Source organism: Nocardioides insulae DSM 17944 (assembly GCF_000422825.1).
Taxonomy (GTDB): domain Bacteria; phylum Actinomycetota; class Actinomycetes; order Propionibacteriales; family Nocardioidaceae; genus Nocardioides; species Nocardioides insulae.
On record NZ_AUGU01000013.1, the window covers coordinates 655,809 to 670,706 of the forward strand.

Annotated in this window: 18 protein-coding genes; 7 read left to right on the plus strand and 11 right to left on the minus strand. The window is 71.0% G+C overall.

All coding sequences use genetic code 11. The annotated features are described in order from the left end of the window. Nucleotides 1-3: 3 nt before the first annotated feature. From G515_RS0103750 to G515_RS0103760, 3 genes are all read right to left on the minus strand, one after another. Nucleotides 4-279, minus strand: a complete 276-nt coding sequence (locus G515_RS0103750; protein WP_028659070.1) for a MoaD family protein — start codon at nucleotides 277-279, stop codon at nucleotides 4-6. A gap of 47 nt (nucleotides 280-326) precedes the next feature. After that, nucleotides 327-758, minus strand: coding sequence for a M67 family metallopeptidase (locus G515_RS0103755; RefSeq protein WP_028659071.1), 432 nt, complete (start codon nucleotides 756-758; stop codon nucleotides 327-329). A gap of 105 nt (nucleotides 759-863) precedes the next feature. Continuing rightward, nucleotides 864-1,649: an SDR family oxidoreductase gene (locus G515_RS0103760; protein WP_028659072.1), complete on the minus strand. Its 786-nt coding sequence runs from the start codon at nucleotides 1,647-1,649 to the stop codon at nucleotides 864-866. A 101-nt stretch (nucleotides 1,650-1,750) separates the two neighbouring features. On the opposite strand from G515_RS0103760, the gene G515_RS19365 reads away from it, so the two are divergent. After that, on the plus strand, nucleotides 1,751-2,440 hold the full coding sequence (locus G515_RS19365; protein WP_084653018.1) for a TetR/AcrR family transcriptional regulator: 690 nt from the start codon (nucleotides 1,751-1,753) through the stop codon (nucleotides 2,438-2,440). A 78-nt stretch (nucleotides 2,441-2,518) separates the two neighbouring features. Here the strand turns inward: G515_RS19365 and G515_RS0103770 are convergent, their stop codons facing one another. Continuing rightward, nucleotides 2,519-3,100 (minus strand): DUF2017 domain-containing protein, encoded by a 582-nt coding sequence (locus G515_RS0103770; protein WP_028659073.1) that lies wholly within the window; start codon nucleotides 3,098-3,100, stop codon nucleotides 2,519-2,521. After that, nucleotides 3,100-3,411: an ATP-dependent Clp protease adapter ClpS gene (clpS, locus tag G515_RS0103775; protein WP_211220926.1), complete on the minus strand. Its 312-nt coding sequence runs from the start codon at nucleotides 3,409-3,411 to the stop codon at nucleotides 3,100-3,102. Before clpS ends, G515_RS0103770 begins: the two co-directional genes overlap by 1 nt. 60 nt (nucleotides 3,412-3,471) lie before the next feature. On the opposite strand from clpS, the gene G515_RS0103780 reads away from it, so the two are divergent. The 3 genes from G515_RS0103780 to G515_RS0103790 all read left to right on the plus strand — a co-directional run bounded on the left by G515_RS0103780 (nucleotide 3,472) and on the right by G515_RS0103790 (nucleotide 6,843). Then, entirely contained in the window at nucleotides 3,472-4,779 is a 1,308-nt protein-coding gene (locus G515_RS0103780) for a nicotinate phosphoribosyltransferase (RefSeq protein WP_028659075.1), read from the plus strand. A 108-nt stretch (nucleotides 4,780-4,887) separates the two neighbouring features. Further along, nucleotides 4,888-5,466 carry a nicotinamidase gene (locus G515_RS0103785; RefSeq protein WP_028659076.1) on the plus strand — a complete coding sequence of 193 codons (579 nt, stop codon included), beginning with the start codon at nucleotides 4,888-4,890 and terminating at the stop codon, nucleotides 5,464-5,466. Nucleotides 5,467-5,634: 168 nt separating this feature from the next. Beyond that, nucleotides 5,635-6,843: an MFS transporter gene (locus tag G515_RS0103790; protein WP_051217815.1), complete on the plus strand. Its 1,209-nt coding sequence runs from the start codon at nucleotides 5,635-5,637 to the stop codon at nucleotides 6,841-6,843. Nucleotides 6,844-6,887: 44 nt separating this feature from the next. On the opposite strand, the gene G515_RS0103795 is transcribed toward G515_RS0103790, so the two are convergent. Beyond that, nucleotides 6,888-7,433: a DUF1697 domain-containing protein gene (locus G515_RS0103795; RefSeq protein WP_028659078.1), complete on the minus strand. Its 546-nt coding sequence runs from the start codon at nucleotides 7,431-7,433 to the stop codon at nucleotides 6,888-6,890. Between the two features lie 54 nt (nucleotides 7,434-7,487). On the opposite strand from G515_RS0103795, the gene G515_RS19370 reads away from it, so the two are divergent. After that, nucleotides 7,488-7,985 carry a MarR family winged helix-turn-helix transcriptional regulator gene (locus tag G515_RS19370; RefSeq protein WP_211220927.1) on the plus strand — a complete coding sequence of 166 codons (498 nt, stop codon included), beginning with the start codon at nucleotides 7,488-7,490 and terminating at the stop codon, nucleotides 7,983-7,985. Next, the gene (locus tag G515_RS0103805) at nucleotides 7,982-9,259 is read left to right on the plus strand and encodes an MFS transporter (RefSeq protein ID WP_051217817.1); all 1,278 of its coding nucleotides are present in this window, start codon (nucleotides 7,982-7,984) and stop codon (nucleotides 9,257-9,259) included. The genes G515_RS19370 and G515_RS0103805 overlap by 4 nt, the downstream gene beginning before the upstream one ends. Nucleotides 9,260-9,347: 88 nt before the next feature. Here G515_RS0103805 and G515_RS0103810 read toward each other — a convergent pair whose 3' ends face one another. The 3 genes from G515_RS0103810 to G515_RS0103820 all read right to left on the minus strand — a co-directional run bounded on the left by G515_RS0103810 (nucleotide 9,348) and on the right by G515_RS0103820 (nucleotide 12,037). Continuing rightward, on the minus strand, nucleotides 9,348-11,051 hold the full coding sequence (locus G515_RS0103810) for a DEAD/DEAH box helicase (protein WP_245565186.1): 1,704 nt from the start codon (nucleotides 11,049-11,051) through the stop codon (nucleotides 9,348-9,350). Between the two features lie 107 nt (nucleotides 11,052-11,158). After that, nucleotides 11,159-11,446 (minus strand): DUF3039 domain-containing protein, encoded by a 288-nt coding sequence (locus tag G515_RS0103815; RefSeq protein ID WP_028659081.1) that lies wholly within the window; start codon nucleotides 11,444-11,446, stop codon nucleotides 11,159-11,161. A gap of 33 nt (nucleotides 11,447-11,479) precedes the next feature. Further along, nucleotides 11,480-12,037, minus strand: coding sequence for a YqgE/AlgH family protein (locus G515_RS0103820; protein WP_028659163.1), 558 nt, complete (start codon nucleotides 12,035-12,037; stop codon nucleotides 11,480-11,482). Between the two features lie 24 nt (nucleotides 12,038-12,061). Here G515_RS0103820 and G515_RS0103825 point away from each other — a divergent pair, with 24 nt between their 5' ends. Then, nucleotides 12,062-12,679: a TetR/AcrR family transcriptional regulator gene (locus G515_RS0103825; RefSeq protein ID WP_036553851.1), complete on the plus strand. Its 618-nt coding sequence runs from the start codon at nucleotides 12,062-12,064 to the stop codon at nucleotides 12,677-12,679. A gap of 21 nt (nucleotides 12,680-12,700) precedes the next feature. On the opposite strand, the gene G515_RS0103830 is transcribed toward G515_RS0103825, so the two are convergent. Beyond that, nucleotides 12,701-13,723 carry a DUF3048 domain-containing protein gene (locus G515_RS0103830; RefSeq protein ID WP_028659083.1) on the minus strand — a complete coding sequence of 341 codons (1,023 nt, stop codon included), beginning with the start codon at nucleotides 13,721-13,723 and terminating at the stop codon, nucleotides 12,701-12,703. A 384-nt stretch (nucleotides 13,724-14,107) separates the two neighbouring features. Next, nucleotides 14,108-14,875 carry an SDR family NAD(P)-dependent oxidoreductase gene (locus G515_RS0103835; RefSeq protein WP_028659084.1) on the minus strand — a complete coding sequence of 256 codons (768 nt, stop codon included), beginning with the start codon at nucleotides 14,873-14,875 and terminating at the stop codon, nucleotides 14,108-14,110. Between the last annotated feature and the right edge of the window lie 23 nt (nucleotides 14,876-14,898).

Genomic DNA, 14,898 nt, shown 5'->3' on the forward strand with positions numbered 1-14,898 from the left:
AGGTCAGCAGCCGCCGGCGACGGCGGGGAGCACGACGACCTGGTCGCCGTCGGTGAGCTCGGCCTCGAGGCCGCCGATGAAGCGGACGTCCTCGTCGTTGACGTAGACGTTGACGAAGCGGCGCAGGTCGCCGTTCTCGATCAGCCGCTCCTTGAGGCCCGGGTGGTTCGCCTCGAGGTCGTCGATCAGCGCGCTCAGGTTGTCCCCGGCGCCGGTGACGGCCTTCTCTCCGCCGGTGTAGGTGCGGAGGATGGTGGGGATGCGGACCTCGATGGCCATGGGGGACTTCTCCTCGGTGACTGGTTGGGCTGGGGGTCGGGGGTGGGTCAGGCTGCGAGCCCGGGGACGACGGCGACCTCTTCCTCGGTCACCACGCCCTCCACGATCCGATACGACCTGAACTCGACCGGGCCGTCGTTATTCCCGTGCTCCCGGGTGCTCACCAAGACGTAGTGGGCGTTCGGCTCGCTGGCCAGCCCGATGTCGGTGCGACTCGGGTAGGCCTCGGTCGCGGTGTGGGAGTGGTAGACGATCACCGGCTCCTCGTCGCGATCCCACATCTGCTTGTACAGCTCGAGCAGCTCGGTGCTGTCGAACTCGTAGAAGGTGGGACTCCCGGCGGCGTTGACCATCTCGATGAAGCGCTCCGGCCGGTCGCTGCCCTCGGGCCCGGCGACGATGCCGCAGGCCTCGTCGGGGTGGTCGCGCTTGGCGTGCGCGACGATCGCGTCGTAGGTCGCCTGGTCGATGGTCAGCACGCGCCCAGCCTAGGCGGTGGGCCGGACGGGTACGGCGATGCCCGGGGGCCGGACATCCCAGGGGGCATGAGGGATGTCACAGCCCCGGGCAGGCGCCGGCGGGCCTCAGTACTTCTCGGACTGACCACCGTCGATGGGGATCACCGTTGCGTTGATGAATCCGGCCTGGTCGGAGAGCAGGAAGGCGGCCAGGTGGCCCACCTCCTCGGGCCTGCCGAACCGGTTCATCGGGTTGACGCTGACAAACTGGCGGCCGACCTCCTCCCAGTTCTCCGGGTCGATCTGCTTGAGCGAGCCCTCCACCATCGGAGTCATGATGGCGCCGGGCGCGATCGCCTTGACGCTGACCCCGAACCGGCCGTATTCGATCCCGGAGTTGCGGGTCAGGCCGACCACGCCGTGCTTGGCGGCGGCGTAGCCGGACTGGTTGCCGACGCCGCGGATCCCACCGACCGACGCGGTGTTGACCACGCTGCCGGAGCCCTGCTCGCGCATCAGCGGCAGCACGTGCTTGAGACCGAGGAAGACCCCACGGAGGTTGATCGCCACCACCTTGTCGAACTCCTCGCTGCCGAAGTCCTCGGTGAGGTTCTGCTTGCCCTCGATGCCGGCGTTGTTGAAGAAGGCGTCGACGCGTCCGAAGGCGGAGACCGTCTCGGAGACGTAGCGGGTGACGTCCTCCTCCTTGCTCACGTCGGCGAGGATCTCGCGCACCTCGGCCTGGGGGGCGATCTCACGGACGGCGGCCGCGGTCTCGGCCAGCCCCGCCTCGCTCACGTCGACCAGGGCGAGCTTGGCTCCCTCGACTGCCACGGCGAGCGCGGCTGAGCGACCCAGCCCCGATCCTCCGCCCGTGATGAGAACGACCTTGTCGGTGAAACGGTCCTGCATGACTCCTCCTCTGTCTCTGACGCCGCGTTCGCGACGATATTCGAAACGCGTCGTAGCGTATCGTCATTCCGCACTGTGACCGACGAGACGAGGGAGTACCGATGGGGTCGACCCAGCGCCGTAGCGACCGGGATGGGTCGGCGGGCGAGCCGCGCGGCGTACCGCAGGACCGACCCCAGGACCGACCCCAGGACCGACCGCAGGACCGACCCCAGGCGCGGGGCGGGACGCGCGGCCGCCCGCGATCCACGGACGCAGACGCTCGCATTCTGCGCGCAGCGCGGGACCTGGTCGGCGAGCTGGGCTACCAGAGGGTCAGCATGGAGAACATCGCCGCGCGTGCCGGCGTCGCCAAGACGACGGTGTACCGACGATGGCCCAACCGCGCCGCGGTGATCACCGAGGCCGTCGCGGATCGACTCGCCCCGTCCTCCGCACCGGACACCGGCGACGTCGTCGAGGACGCCCTCGCGCACGTGAGCGAGCTGTTGCACACCCTCACCCTGCTCGGGGACCCCACCGTCGTGGCAGGGGCGCTGGCCGAACGCGGCGAAGCGGGGCGCCGGGATCTCGACGCCATCCTCCGCGCCCGCCAGGAGCCCGGTGACGCCCTGCTCCGCAGAGGGATCGAGCGCGGGGAACTCCCCGCGGACCTGCCCGTCGCACTGATCCTCGAGAGCTGGACCGGGTACGTGCTCTACCGGGTGGTCTTCGAGCAGTCGGTACCCGCCGAGGCCGAGCTCCGCGAACTGGTCACGCACCTCCTGCGGCGCGCGCCAGGACCAGCCTGAGCGAGGGCGACCCGGGACGGACCTGGGTACGGTCGTCCGGCGCGGACCCGGCCCGGGCCGCCCCTCCGATCTGCGCGCTCAGCGCATCAGCGCCCGGACCAGGGTCTCCTGCAGGTAGCCGATCCACTCGTAGATGTCGTGTGCCTGGTTGCGCGGGTCGTCCTCCGGCATCGTCGCCCAGCGGGCCTCGTCGTCCTCCTCGACGCCCAGCCTGGTGGCCAGCGCCAGGCGGAGGTCGGTGAAGGAGCGCAGCCACACCTGGGCCTCCTCCTCGGGGAGCTCGACGTCGATCATCAACCCGTCGTCGTCGAGCTCGGCCGGAAGGCCGGCCTCCTCGAGGGCGTCGATGATGCTGCTGGCCGCCCTCGCCTTCCCGTCCCGCAGGGTGCCCTCGGTGAAGCGACGGAACTCCGCGGCCGCCTCGTCGTCGTGCGGGTAGGCGCTCGGGAAGAGCCGGGCGAGCACCGGGTCCTCCGGCTCGGTGGTGGGGCCGGTGAAGTCGAGCATCGCCTCGAGCGGGTCACGCTCCTCCGGTACGGCGGCCTCGTTGCGGAGCAACTCGACCAGCTGTCCGGCGAGGGAACGCAGGAGGTCGGCCTCGAACCCGGTGAAGGTCGCGATGACCCTCTTGCTCCGGCGGTGCCGCGCGAACCCCGTCATCAGCTCCCCTGCTTCTCGAGCGTGGCCCACAGCCCGAACTCGTGCATGGCCTGGACGTCGCGCTCCATCTCCTCGCGGCTCCCCGAGCTCACCGCGGACTTCCCGTCCCGGTGGACCTCCAGCATCAGCTTCTCCGCCTTCTTCTTGGCGTAGCCGAAGTAGGACTGGAAGACGTAGGTGACATAGGACATCAGGTTGACCGGGTCGTTCCACACGATCGTCACCCACGGACTGGTCGACGCCACCAACGGATCGGTGACCGGGCTCTCCTGCTCCGTCGGAGCGACCTCGGTGGGGCTGGGAGCGGACATGCCGCCCATGGTTCCACACCGCTGCGAGCGCATCTCGACGCGGCTTGCCACACTGTCCCCGTGACCGTCCCCCCGTCCGGACCAGCGGCCGACAGCACCGCGCTGCTGACCGACCACTACGAACTCACCATGCTCCAGGCCTCGCTCGCGGCAGGCACGGCCGACCGCCGGGCGGTCTTCGAGCTCTTCCCCCGCAGGCTTCCCGAGGGCCGCAGGTACGGCGTGGTGGCGGGTGTCGGGCGCGCCCTCGAGGCACTGGAATCCTTCACCTTCGGTGATGCCGAACTGGCGGTGCTGGCCGAGGTGCTGGACGGACCGACGCTGAACCGGCTGGCCGAGTACCGGTTCTCCGGCGACATCTGGGGATATCCCGAGGGCGAGATGTACTTCCCGCACTCACCGCTGCTGGTGGTCGAGTCCACCTTCGCCGAGGCCGTCCTGCTCGAGACCCTGCTGCTCTCGATCTACAACCATGACTCCGCGATCGCCTCGGCGGCCTCCCGGATGACGCTCGCGGCCGGCGAACGACCGTGCATCGAGATGGGGTCGCGCCGCACCCACGAGCAGGCCGCGGTGGCGGCCGCGCGCGCGGCGTACATCGCCGGTTTCGTCTCGACCTCCAATCTCGCGGCCCGCGCCCGGTACGGCGTCCCCACCGCCGGCACCAGCGCACACAGCTTCACGCTGCTGCACGACACCGAGGAGCAGGCGTTCCGCGCGCAGGTCGACTCACTGGGTCGGGGCACCACCCTGCTGGTCGACACCTACGACGTCGCCGGGGCGGTGCGGCTCGCGGTCCAGGTGGCGGGTCCCGAGCTCGGCGCGGTGCGGATCGACTCCGGCGACCTGGCCGCGCTCGCCGTCCAGGTGCGCCGCCAGCTCGACGACCTCGGCAACACCGACACCCGGATCATCGTCACCAGCGACCTGGACGAGTACGCCATCGCGGCCCTGGCCGCGGCGCCGGTCGACGGGTACGGCGTGGGCACCCAGCTGGTCACCGGCAGTGGCCACCCGGCCGCCGGCTTCGTCTACAAGCTGGTCGCCCGCGAGGGCGCCTCCGGCGAACTCGAGCCGGTGGCCAAGAAGAGCAAGGACAAGGCCTCCGTCGGTGGGCGCAAGTTCGCGCTGCGCCGGCGTTCGGCCGCCGGTGTCGCCGAGGCCGAGATCATCGGGGTCGGCACTCCCCCGGTGGGCGAGGAGGATGACCGGCCGCTGCTCAGCCCCCTGGTCCGGTCCGGCGAGGTCGTCGGCCGCGAGCCCCTCGACGCCGCCAGGGCCCGGCACCAGGCCGCCCGCGCCGAGCTCCCCCTCGCCATCCACGCGATGAGCCGGGGCGAGCCGGCGATCGACACGGTCTTCGCCTGACCGCCTCCACAGCGTCGCCCACGAAGCGGACCGTCCGGACCGCTCGCAGTCTTAGGACACGGTCGCCGACCGGGTCGGGCCGTCACCGCCGTCCACTACATTCGGGGAATGACCAAGCGGGCACTGATCGTGGTCGATGTGCAGAACGACTTCTGCGAGGGCGGGTCCCTGGCGGTCCGAGGCGGGGCCGGGGTGGCGCACGCGATCGCCGCGCTCATCCACGCGTGGTCCGCGGGCGCGCCTGAGGTGCCTGCCTACGACCACGTCGTGGCGACCAAGGATCACCACATCGACCCGGGCGACCACTTCGCCCGGGAGCCCGACTACCGCACCAGTTGGCCCGTGCACTGCCAGGTCGGCACGGAGGGCGAGCGGTTCCACCCCAACCTGGACCCGGAGCCGTTCGACGCGATCTTCCGGAAGGGCGAGTACACCGCCGCCTACTCCGGCTTCGAAGGGGTCGATGAGGGGGGCACCGGGCTGGCCGCCTGGCTGCGCGCCCGGGAGATCGAGGCCCTCGACGTGTGCGGTCTGGCCACCGACCACTGTGTCCGCGCCACCGCCCTCGACGCCGTCCGCGAGGGGTTCCGGACCACCCTCCGACTCGACCTGTGCGCCGGGGTCGCCGAGGAGACCACCGAGCGCGCGGTCGAGGAGATGCGCACGGCGGGGGTCCTGATCGGGTGAGGCCGACGCGGGCGGGGCGGCTGCCGGCCCGGCCGTCCCCCGTGTCCGTCCCCCGTGTCCCTCCCCCGTGTCCCCGAGCCGCTCCGGCCGTAGAGGCAGCCGATCCAGCTCTATAACGATCCGCCAACGGCCGCCCCGCGCGGGTGTAACTGCGGTTAGGGTCCGCGAGTGGCATCGATCTCGGCGTTGGCACCCTTTCGCGTACCCCATTTCGCCTGGTACTTCGGCGCTCGCGCCGTCAACCAGGCCGGGCACACGATGGCACCGGTCGCCCTGGCGTTCGGCGTCCTCGCGCTGACCGACGCCCCCGGAGCCCTCGGCGCGGTGCTGGCGGCGCACATGGTCCCGATGGTGGCGCTGCTGCTCGCCGGCGGTGTGATCGCCGACCGCTTCGGCCGTCGCCGGGTCATCCAGGCCTCCAACATCCTCTCCGGCCTGACCCAGGGCAGCATCGCGCTTCTGATGCTCACCGGCAACGCCGAGATCTGGCACCTGGTCGCTCTGTCCGCGCTGAACGGCGTGGCCTCGGCAGCCGCGATGCCGGCGCTGATGGGACTCGTGCCGCAGTTGGTCCCGCGGCAACTCCTGCAACAGGCGAACGTGCTGCTCTCGCTGACCCGGGCGTCCCTGATGATCCTCGGGCCGAGCCTCGCGGCCCTGCTCGTCGTCACGGTCGGGCCCGGCTGGGCGCTCGCCGTCGACTCCCTCACCTGGCTGCTCTCGGCCGCCCTGCTGATCCCCGTGCGCATCCCGCCGCCCGCCGCGGTGCGCGCCAGCATGGTCGCCGAACTGCGCGACGGGTGGCGCTACTTCCGGGCCACCACCTGGCTGTGGCTCATGGTGGGCGCCTTCGCGATCCTCAACGCCCTGCACGAGGGCGGCATCACCACTCTCGGTCCGGCACGCGCGACCCAGACCGGGATCGGCGAGGGGGGCTGGGGCCTGGCCCTGTCCGCCCAGGCTGTCGGCGCCCTGGCCGCCACCCTGATCTTCATGCGCTGGTCCTTGCAGCGTCCGCTGGTGGTGGGCGTGCTGGGCAACATCCTGTACGGCTTGCCGATGATCGTCCTGGCGCTGTGGCCCTCCACCTGGCCGCTGCTCATCAGTACGTTCCTGGCCGGCTTCGGCGTCCAGACCTTCAGCCTGGGCTGGCACCTGGCGATGCAGGAGAACGTCCCGCAGGACATGCTGTCCCGGGCCTATTCCTATGACCAACTGGGCTCGTTCGTCGCCATCCCGATCGGCCAGTTGGCGATGGGCCCGCTCGCCGCGGCCCACGGCATGTCCGAGGTGCTCCTCCTCGCCGGCCTGGCCTACGTCACGATCTGCGTCCTGACCCTCGCCAGCCCGGCCGTGCGTCATCTCGCCCGGGCCTGAATCCGGCCCCGGGCCCACCCGGCTGCCGGGCGGGCCGAACCGACTCAGGACCGGCCGCACCACCGTTGGGCCAGGGTGCCGATCACGGTCACATTGCGGTTGGTGGAGACGCCGAACACCTTCTCCACCGGTGCGTTGGTGAGCTTGCTGGTGTGGAAGTCCTCGCCCAGCAGCAGGTGGACGCCGCGGCCGCGGATCCGGCCGACCTCGGCGCCGTTCCAGCGTGCCTCGAAGGCGGTGATCGCCTCGGGCTCGGGATCGCGCTTGAGCAGTGAGACGTAGCGCCGCCCCGACCAGTCGAGCTCGGCGGCGAGCCGCTCCGCGTCCTCGGCCACCCCGGCCAGCTCCGCCGGGGTGAAACAGACCGTCGGCACCTCGAAGCCGCGGTCCGCGGCGAAGGACTCCTCCAGCAGGGCTTCGGCCTCGGCCCGCTCCCCGGTGTCCAGGTCGACCCGAACGTTGCCGGTGTTGAGGTACGTCGCCACCTCGGCCCCGCCGGCGCGCTCGACGCTCGCAATGACGTCGGCCTTCGGGAACTTGCGGGTGCTGCCGAGGTTGATGGCGCGCAGGAAGGCGATCCATGTGGTCACCTTCACGATTCTCTCAGGTGGACTTTATATAGGGAACCTATGCATAGTGATGAGGTGACCCAGCCCAGTGAGCCCGACCGCTCCGCCTCCCCGACGGGCGGCGCGACGCCGGACCCGACCGGCGACCTCGCGATCTACGCCGTCCGCCTGGTCCGGTTGCTACGCCGGGAGCTCGACCTGCCGGCCGGCTCCCGGGTGCTCTCGATCCTGGACGCCGAAGGGCCCCAGGGCATCACCGCGCTCGCCCGGCTCGACGGCTGTTCCCAGCCGACCATGTCGGGGCAGATCGCCTACCTCGTCGAGCGCGGCCTGGTGAGCAGGACGCCGCACCCCGAGGACGCCCGCAGCAGCCTGATCACGATGACCGACCAGGGCCGGGAGTCCCTCGCCACCACCAGGGCCGGTGTCTCCCGGCTGCTGCGCGAGCGACTGGTCCCGACCGACCACACCGCCGAGGAGCTGGCCACCACCGTGGCGCTCCTGCGTGACCTGATCGAGCCTCAGCCCGCCGCGACGGCGGCCGAGACCCGGACCGAGAAAGGAAACAAGTGAGCGACAGCGCCACCGACCCCGCCACCAGCACGGGGCCCTCCCCCGCGACGAAACAGTCCATCCTCAAGCAGCCCCGCGCGGTCTGGGCGGTCGCCTTCGCCTGCGTGATCGCCTTCATGGGGATCGGCCTGGTCGACCCGATCCTCAAGGAGATCGCGGCCGAACTCGAGGCCACCCCCAGCCAGGTGTCCCTGCTGTTCACCAGCTACATGGCGGTGATGGGCGTGTCCATGCTGATCACCGGCGTGATCTCCAGCCGGATCGGTGCCAAGCGGACCCTGCTGGCCGGCTTGGCGCTGATCATCGTCTTCTCCGCCCTCGCCGGGATGTCCGACTCCGTCGGCGCCGTGATCGGCTTCCGTGCGGGCTGGGGGCTGGGCAACGCCCTGTTCGTCGCCACCGCGCTGTCGACCATCGTCAGCGCCGCGACCGGCTCGGTCGCCCAGGCGATCATCCTCTTCGAGGCCGCCCTGGGTCTCGGCATCGCCGCCGGGCCGCTGGTCGGCGGTTTCCTCGGTGAGCACTCCTGGCGGGCCCCCTTCTTCGGCGTGGCCGGCCTGATGTGCCTCGCCCTGGTGGCCACCGCGTTCCTGCTCCCGAAGACCCCGGCGACCGGCCGGCGTACCTCGATCCTCGATCCGTTCCGGGCCCTTCGGCATCGCGCCCTGCTGATCCTCGCCCTGGTCGCGATCTGCTACAACATCGGCTTCTTCACCCTGATGGCGGCCGGCCCGTTCGCCCTGCCCAGCTTCGACATCATGCAGGTCGGCTGGACCTTCTTCGGCTGGGGCATCCTGCTCGCGATCACCTCGGTGTGGGTCGCCCCGCTGGTGCAGCGGGTGTTCGGCACCGTGCCCTGCCTGGTCGGCGTCCTCGCGCTGTTCGCGCTCGATCTGGCGATGATGGCGCTCGGTGCGATGCACGAACCGGTCGTGGTGCTCGGCATCGTCGCCGCCGGCGCACTGCTCGGCATCACCAACACCCTGGTCACCGAGGCCGTGATGGGCTCCGCCCCGGTCGAGCGGCCGGTCGCCTCGGCGGCGTACTCGTTCGTCCGCTTCACCGGCGGCGCGGTCGGCCCCTACGTCGCCCTCAAACTGGCCGAGAACGTCGACCTGCACGCCCCCTTCTGGTTCGGCGCCGCCTCCGTCGCCCTCGGCGTCGTCCTGCTGGCCTGCGGCTACCGCGTCGTCACCCGCGCCCTGCACGGCGAGGCCCCGACGGCCCGCTCGGCCGAAGAGGCCGAGGACCTCGCCCTCGCCGACCTGGACTGATCCCTCGGCGCGAGCGTGTCTCCGCCACGCTCGACCCGACTCGGCACCGGGATGGGACGTCCTCCGACGCCCCGTCCCGGTGCGCGGGTCACGAGGTACGGCGAGCGGCCCAGTCGCGGATCCGGTCGATCCGGGCGCGCAACTGGTCGCCGTTGGCGACCGCCGCGGCGGGGCCGCCGCACTCCTTGCGCAGCGCCGAGTGGGTGACCCCGTGCGGCTGGCCGGTGCGGTGGTTCCAGGCGGCGACCAGCCCGTTGAGTTCGCGACGTAGCACCGCCAGTTGCTCGTGGGCGGAAACGTCGGCCAGGGAGTCGGCGGCCGCCTCGGACGCAGTGCGTTCCGGGGCTGCGGCCGCGGGCCTCTGCTTGCGGGCGCGGTCGCTCTGCCGCTGACGCAGCAGGTCACGCATCTGGTCGGCGTCCAGCAGGCCGGGGATGCCGAGGAAGTCCATCTCCTCCTCCGACCCGACCTTCACCTCGCCCTCATGGCCGAACTCGCCGCCGTCGAAGAGCACCCGGTCGAACCGGGCCTCCGAACCCAGCGCCTCCCAGGGACCGAAGGCCTCCTCGGCGCTGGCCGCCTCACTGGCGTTGGCCTGGGCGAGCAGGCCGTCCTCCTCGGCGAAGAGGTCGTTCTCGTCGGTGACCTTCTTGCCCAGCACGTGGTCGCGCGCGACCTCCATCTCGTTCGCGAACCCGAGCAGGTTCGCGACCGAGGGCAGGAAGACCGAGGCGGTCTCGCCGCGTGAGCGGGACCGGACGAAACGACCGACCGCCTGCGCGAAGAACAGCGGCGTGGAGGTCGTGGTGGCATAGACCCCCACCGCCAGCCTCGGGACGTCGACTCCCTCGGAGACCATCCGGACCGCGACCATCCAGCGGTCCTCGTTCTTGGCGAAGGTGTCGATCTTCTTCGAGGCGGCCTTCTCATCGGAGAGCACCACGGTGGCGGCCGTGCCGGTGAGCCCCTTGAGCATCTTGGCGTAGGCGCGCGCGGAGTCCTGGTCGGTCGCGATCACCAGACCACCGGCGTCCGGGACGTGCCGGCGTACCTCCGAGAGCCGCTTGTCGGCGGCCTCGAGCACCGCCGGCATCCAGGAGCCCTTCGGGTCCAGTGCCGCCCGCAGTGCCTGCTGGGACAGATCCTTGGTGAGCGGCGCCCCCAGCGAGGCGGAGAGGGTGTCGCCGGCGCGGGTCCGCCAGGCCATCTCACCGGAGTACGCCATGAAGAGCACGGGGCGGACCACGTGGTCCTTGAGCGCGTCCGCGTACCCGTAGGTGTAGTCGGCCACCGAGCGGGGGATGCCGTCGTCGCCGGGGGCGTAGGTGACGAAGGGGATCGGGTTCACGTCGGACCGGAACGGCGTACCCGTGAGGGCGAGTCGCCGCGCGGCCGGGTCGAACGCCTCGCGGACCCCCTCACCCCAGGAGAGCGCGTCGCCGGCGTGGTGCACCTCGTCGAGGATCACCAGGGTCTTGAACCGCTCGGTGCGGATCCGCATCGCCAGCGGGTTGACCGCCACACCCGCATAGGTCACGGCCACGCCGACGAAGTCCGCCGAGGTCTTGCCCTGACCGGCCGAATAGGTGGGGTCGATCGGGATCCCGGCCCGGGAGGCCGCCTGGGCCCACTGGGTCTTGAGGTGCTCGGTGGGCGCCACCACGATGACCCGGTCGATCTGACGGCGGCCCAGCAGTTCGGCCGCCACCGACAGGGCGAAGGTGGTCTTGCCGGCGCCGGGGGTGGCCACCGCGAGGAAGTCGCGGGGGTGCTCGGTGAAGTACCTGGTCATCGCGGCCTGCTGCCAGGCACGCAGTTTCGTGGCCGTGCCCCACGCTGCCCGCTCCGGCCAGGCCGGGGGCAGTGCGTCGGGGGTAGCGGCCTCAGTCGGCCGCCCGGTCACTCCGGGTTGCTCCCCGAGTCACCCTCGCCGGAGGAGTCGTTGAGACCCTCCCAGACCTCTTTGCACTCGGGGCAGACCGGGAACTTGCTGCCGTCGCGGCTGGGCACCCAGACCTTGCCGCACAGGGCGACGACCGGCGTACCCATCACCATCGCCTCGGTGAGCTTCTCCTTCGGCACATAGTGCGAGAACCGCTCGTGATCGCCTTCCTCGGTGGGGACCGTCCGCTCGCGGACCTCCTCGTCCACGGCGGTGCCGCCATTGCCGAATCCCTGGAAAGCCATGGCGTCAGCCTACGTCAGCGGGACGAGCACCGGTCAGTTGAGTTCCGGGTCGATCGGCCGGGTCGAGCGCCAGGCGAGCTCGCCGGGCTGGCGGCGCAGGACGTCGCGAAGCAGCCCGTCCGGGTCGGCGCGGAAGGGGTCGTAGGGCTGCGATGGGACGACGTACCAGTCGCCGCGCGCGATCTCCGACTGCAACTGCCCGGCTCCCCACCCGGCGTACCCGGCGAAGACGCGCAGGCCGTCCAGCCAGCCGTCGACCAGCTCCTGGGGCGTGTCGAGATCGATCAGCCCCAGCCGGTCGGCGACCTGCTTGAACCCGACCGGTAACTCCGCGGGGTCATGCAGGAGCGCGACCGCGAGCGCCGCCTCGGTGCCGACCGGCCCGCCCTGGAACAGCACGCCCGGCCCGACGACCGCACTCCCCCAGCCGTCCAGCACATCGCCCACCGCGACCTCGGTCGGCCGGTTGAGCACCACCCCGAGGCTGCCGTCGTCGTCGGCGTCGAGGATGAGGACGACGGTGTCGGCGAAGTTCGGATCGAGCAGGCCCGGGGTCGCCACCACCAGCGCTCCTGCCCGGACCTCGTCCATGCCTCCGAGATTAGACTCACCGGGGTGACCTCAGCGAGCGAGCGTCGGCAACACTTCTCGGCCGCCACCAAGCAGTCCCTGGTCGACGTCGCCCAGGGACTCTTCGCCCTGCACGGGTACGCCGGCACGTCGCTGGAGGCGATCGTGGCGGGCGCCGAGGTCACCAAGGGGGCGCTCTACCACCACTTCACCGGCAAGCAGGCGCTCTTCGAGGCGGTCTTCGCGCGCGTGGAGGAGCGGGCGGCCCAGCGGATCCAGGGCGTGATCGACGCCGAGCGCGACCCGTGGCTGCGGGCCGAGGCCGGCCTGCGCACCTTCCTGGACATCGTCCGCACGCCGGACTACCTCCGGATCGTCGTGCAGGACGGGCCCGCCGTGCTCGGCTACGAGCGCTATCGCGAGCGCGAGGAGCGGACCGCCTATGCCGTGGTCTCCGACATCGTCGGAGAGGTGTTCGCGCACGACGGTCGCGGCCTCGATCCCGGCCTCGCCGACACCTTCGCGCGACTCTTCGTCGGCGCGCTGTCCTCAGTGGGCTCGGCAGTGGGCGACGCGGCCGACCCGGACGCCGAGGCGGCCCGGGTCGAGGCCGCGGTGGGCCTGGTGCTCGCGGGCCTGCGGACGGTGGCCGCGGCTCACTGACCGAAGCTCACTCGCCGATATTCACTGGCCGAGGCTGACCTGGCCGGCGTTCTTGGGGAGGAGTTCCAGCCAGACCTTGCCGACCGGGACGGCCAGTTCGGTGCCGTCGGCCAGGGAGAAGGAGACCGGTGCGTCCTCGGCGGACTTCTCCCAGGTGGCCTTGACCATCCGGCCGTCGTGGAAGACCCAGGCGTTGCCCTTGCCCTCGAAGTGCGAGATCGGCACGTCGGCCCCGCCCGGGTCCTTGTACGGAGCCAGCGAGGTGCGCACCTTGAGCACCGCGACCGTGTCGGGGGTGAACGCATCGTCCTCGGGCATGTGGCCGTTCTCCAGCACGTACCCCTTGCCGTCGTAGGACCACTGCGACGCGTGCCCGCCGAAGTCGGCGGTGAAGTTCTTGGCCTTCTTGCCGGCCGGGAACTTCTCGGCGTCCGACCAGGTGAAGTAGTCGTCCGGCCGCGCGTCCTCGCCCTCGGCCGACTTGGAGATGGTCTTCAGATCCGCGATCACGTTGTACGGCGCCGGGCGGCTGTCGTCTCGGGAGAAGCCGTCGGCGCCCTCTTCGATGTAGCTGACGCCGGCCTCGTCGAGGGTCTCCTTCGTGAAGCCCGCCGCGCCGCTGGTGACGATGGTGCCATCGACCGGGGCGACGATCCCGGCGTCGGAGGGGCGCATCGAGCGGACCGCCTCCACCTCGCGGGGCAGGTTCTCGTAGTAGAACGCGGCGAGCCGGGTGAGGTTGCCCTCGACCAGTTCCTCGACGACCAGGTCGGACTGGCTCAGGCCCACCTGGGGGGCTCCGCCGTCGGTGTTCTCCACCTTGACGACGTACACGGGGTGGGACTTGGCCGCACTCTCGCCGTCGGGCAGTGCCACGCCGGTCAGGGGCCAGTGGTCGGGCTCGCTGGGTGCGGCGCTGGCGCCGTCGTCGGCCTTGGGTTCGGGGTCGTCGTCGCCTCCGCAGGCGGACAGCAGCAGGCCGGCGGCGAGCAGCGGGGTCACGGCTCGCGCGAACGTGCGGTGAGGGGCGCGGGAGATGCGCACGATGAAGGCTCCGATCGAATCTTCGGACGTCTGAGGGGAGGTCCCGGCAAGTCCGGGCGGCGCACTTCAGTGTGCGTCGCGATGGCGGTACACACAGGAAGGCGCGCCCGGCCCTCGGCCGAGCGCGCCTTACGATAGCCAGCTGAGCCAAACCCTTGACTCAGCGCCACCTAGGTCCTGCGCACACTGGTGAGCGGCGACACGCTGGTGCCGACCGCCCAGCACGGCAGCGTGGCGCCGCCGCAGGTGCATCCTCTCCTTTGCACGCACCAGCGAGCGGCGACACGCTCGTGCCGACCGCCCAGCACGGCAGCGTGGCGCCGCCGCAGGTGCATCCTTTCCTTTGCACGCACCAGCGAGCGGCGACACGCTCGTGCCGACTGGTTACAGCAGGGTGGCGCCACCGTCGACGTAGAGGGTCTGGCCGGTGACGTAGGAGGACTCGTCGCTGGCCAGGAAGGCGGCGACGGCGGCGATGTCCTCGGGGAAGCCGACCCGCTTGACGGGGTTGCGGTCGGCGGCACCGGCGCGGAAGGTCTCCACGTCGACGCCGAGGCGGGCGGCGGTGGCGTCGGTCATCTCGGTGGCGATGAATCCGGGGGCGATGGCGTTCACGTTGATGCCGAACTTGCCCAGCTCGATGCCCAGGGTCTTGGTGAAGCTCTGGATGCCACCCTTGGCGGTGGAGTAGTTGGCCTGCCCGCGGTTGCCGGTGGCCGAGGTGCTGGAGACGTTGATGATCTTGCCGTACTTCTGCGCGGACATGTGGGCCTGCGCGGCCTTGCTCATCAAGAAGGCGCCCTTGAGGTGGACGTTCATGACGAGGTCCCAGTCCTCCTCGGTCATCTTGAACAGCAGGTTGTCGCGGGTGACCCCGGCGTTGTTCATCAGGATGTGCAGACCGCCGAGCTCGCTGACGACGCGCGCGATCGCGGCGTCGACCGAGGCACCGTCGCCGACGTTGCACCCGATGCCGATCGCCTTGGCGTCGCCGATGACCGGCAGCTTGCCCGCGGCGTCGCTGGCCGCCTGCTCGTCGAGGTCGATGATGGCGACCGACGCGCCCTCCTCGGCGAACCGGGTGGCGACCCCGAAGCCGATGCCTCGGGCGGCACCGGTGATGACTGCAACGCGACCGTCGAAACGACCCATGATTGTGTGACCTCCGCTGATCA

Excerpts from the sequence above, each read along its gene's own strand:
- G515_RS0103750 (WP_028659070.1), bottom strand. The coding sequence starts at position 279 with ATGGCCATCGAGGTCCGCATCCCCACCATCCTCCGCACCTACACCGGC.
- G515_RS0103760 (WP_028659072.1), bottom strand. The coding sequence starts at position 1,649 with ATGCAGGACCGTTTCACCGACAAGGTCGTTCTCATCACGGGCGGAGGA.
- G515_RS19365 (WP_084653018.1), top strand. The coding sequence starts at position 1,751 with ATGGGGTCGACCCAGCGCCGTAGCGACCGGGATGGGTCGGCGGGCGAG.
- G515_RS0103770 (WP_028659073.1), bottom strand. The coding sequence starts at position 3,100 with ATGACGGGGTTCGCGCGGCACCGCCGGAGCAAGAGGGTCATCGCGACC.
- clpS (WP_211220926.1), bottom strand. The coding sequence starts at position 3,411 with ATGTCCGCTCCCAGCCCCACCGAGGTCGCTCCGACGGAGCAGGAGAGC.
- G515_RS0103785 (WP_028659076.1), top strand. The coding sequence starts at position 4,888 with ATGACCAAGCGGGCACTGATCGTGGTCGATGTGCAGAACGACTTCTGC.
- G515_RS0103810 (WP_245565186.1), bottom strand. The coding sequence starts at position 11,051 with ATGACCAGGTACTTCACCGAGCACCCCCGCGACTTCCTCGCGGTGGCC.
- G515_RS0103815 (WP_028659081.1), bottom strand. The coding sequence starts at position 11,446 with ATGGCTTTCCAGGGATTCGGCAATGGCGGCACCGCCGTGGACGAGGAG.
- G515_RS0103820 (WP_028659163.1), bottom strand. The coding sequence starts at position 12,037 with ATGGACGAGGTCCGGGCAGGAGCGCTGGTGGTGGCGACCCCGGGCCTG.
- G515_RS0103835 (WP_028659084.1), bottom strand. The coding sequence starts at position 14,875 with ATGGGTCGTTTCGACGGTCGCGTTGCAGTCATCACCGGTGCCGCCCGA.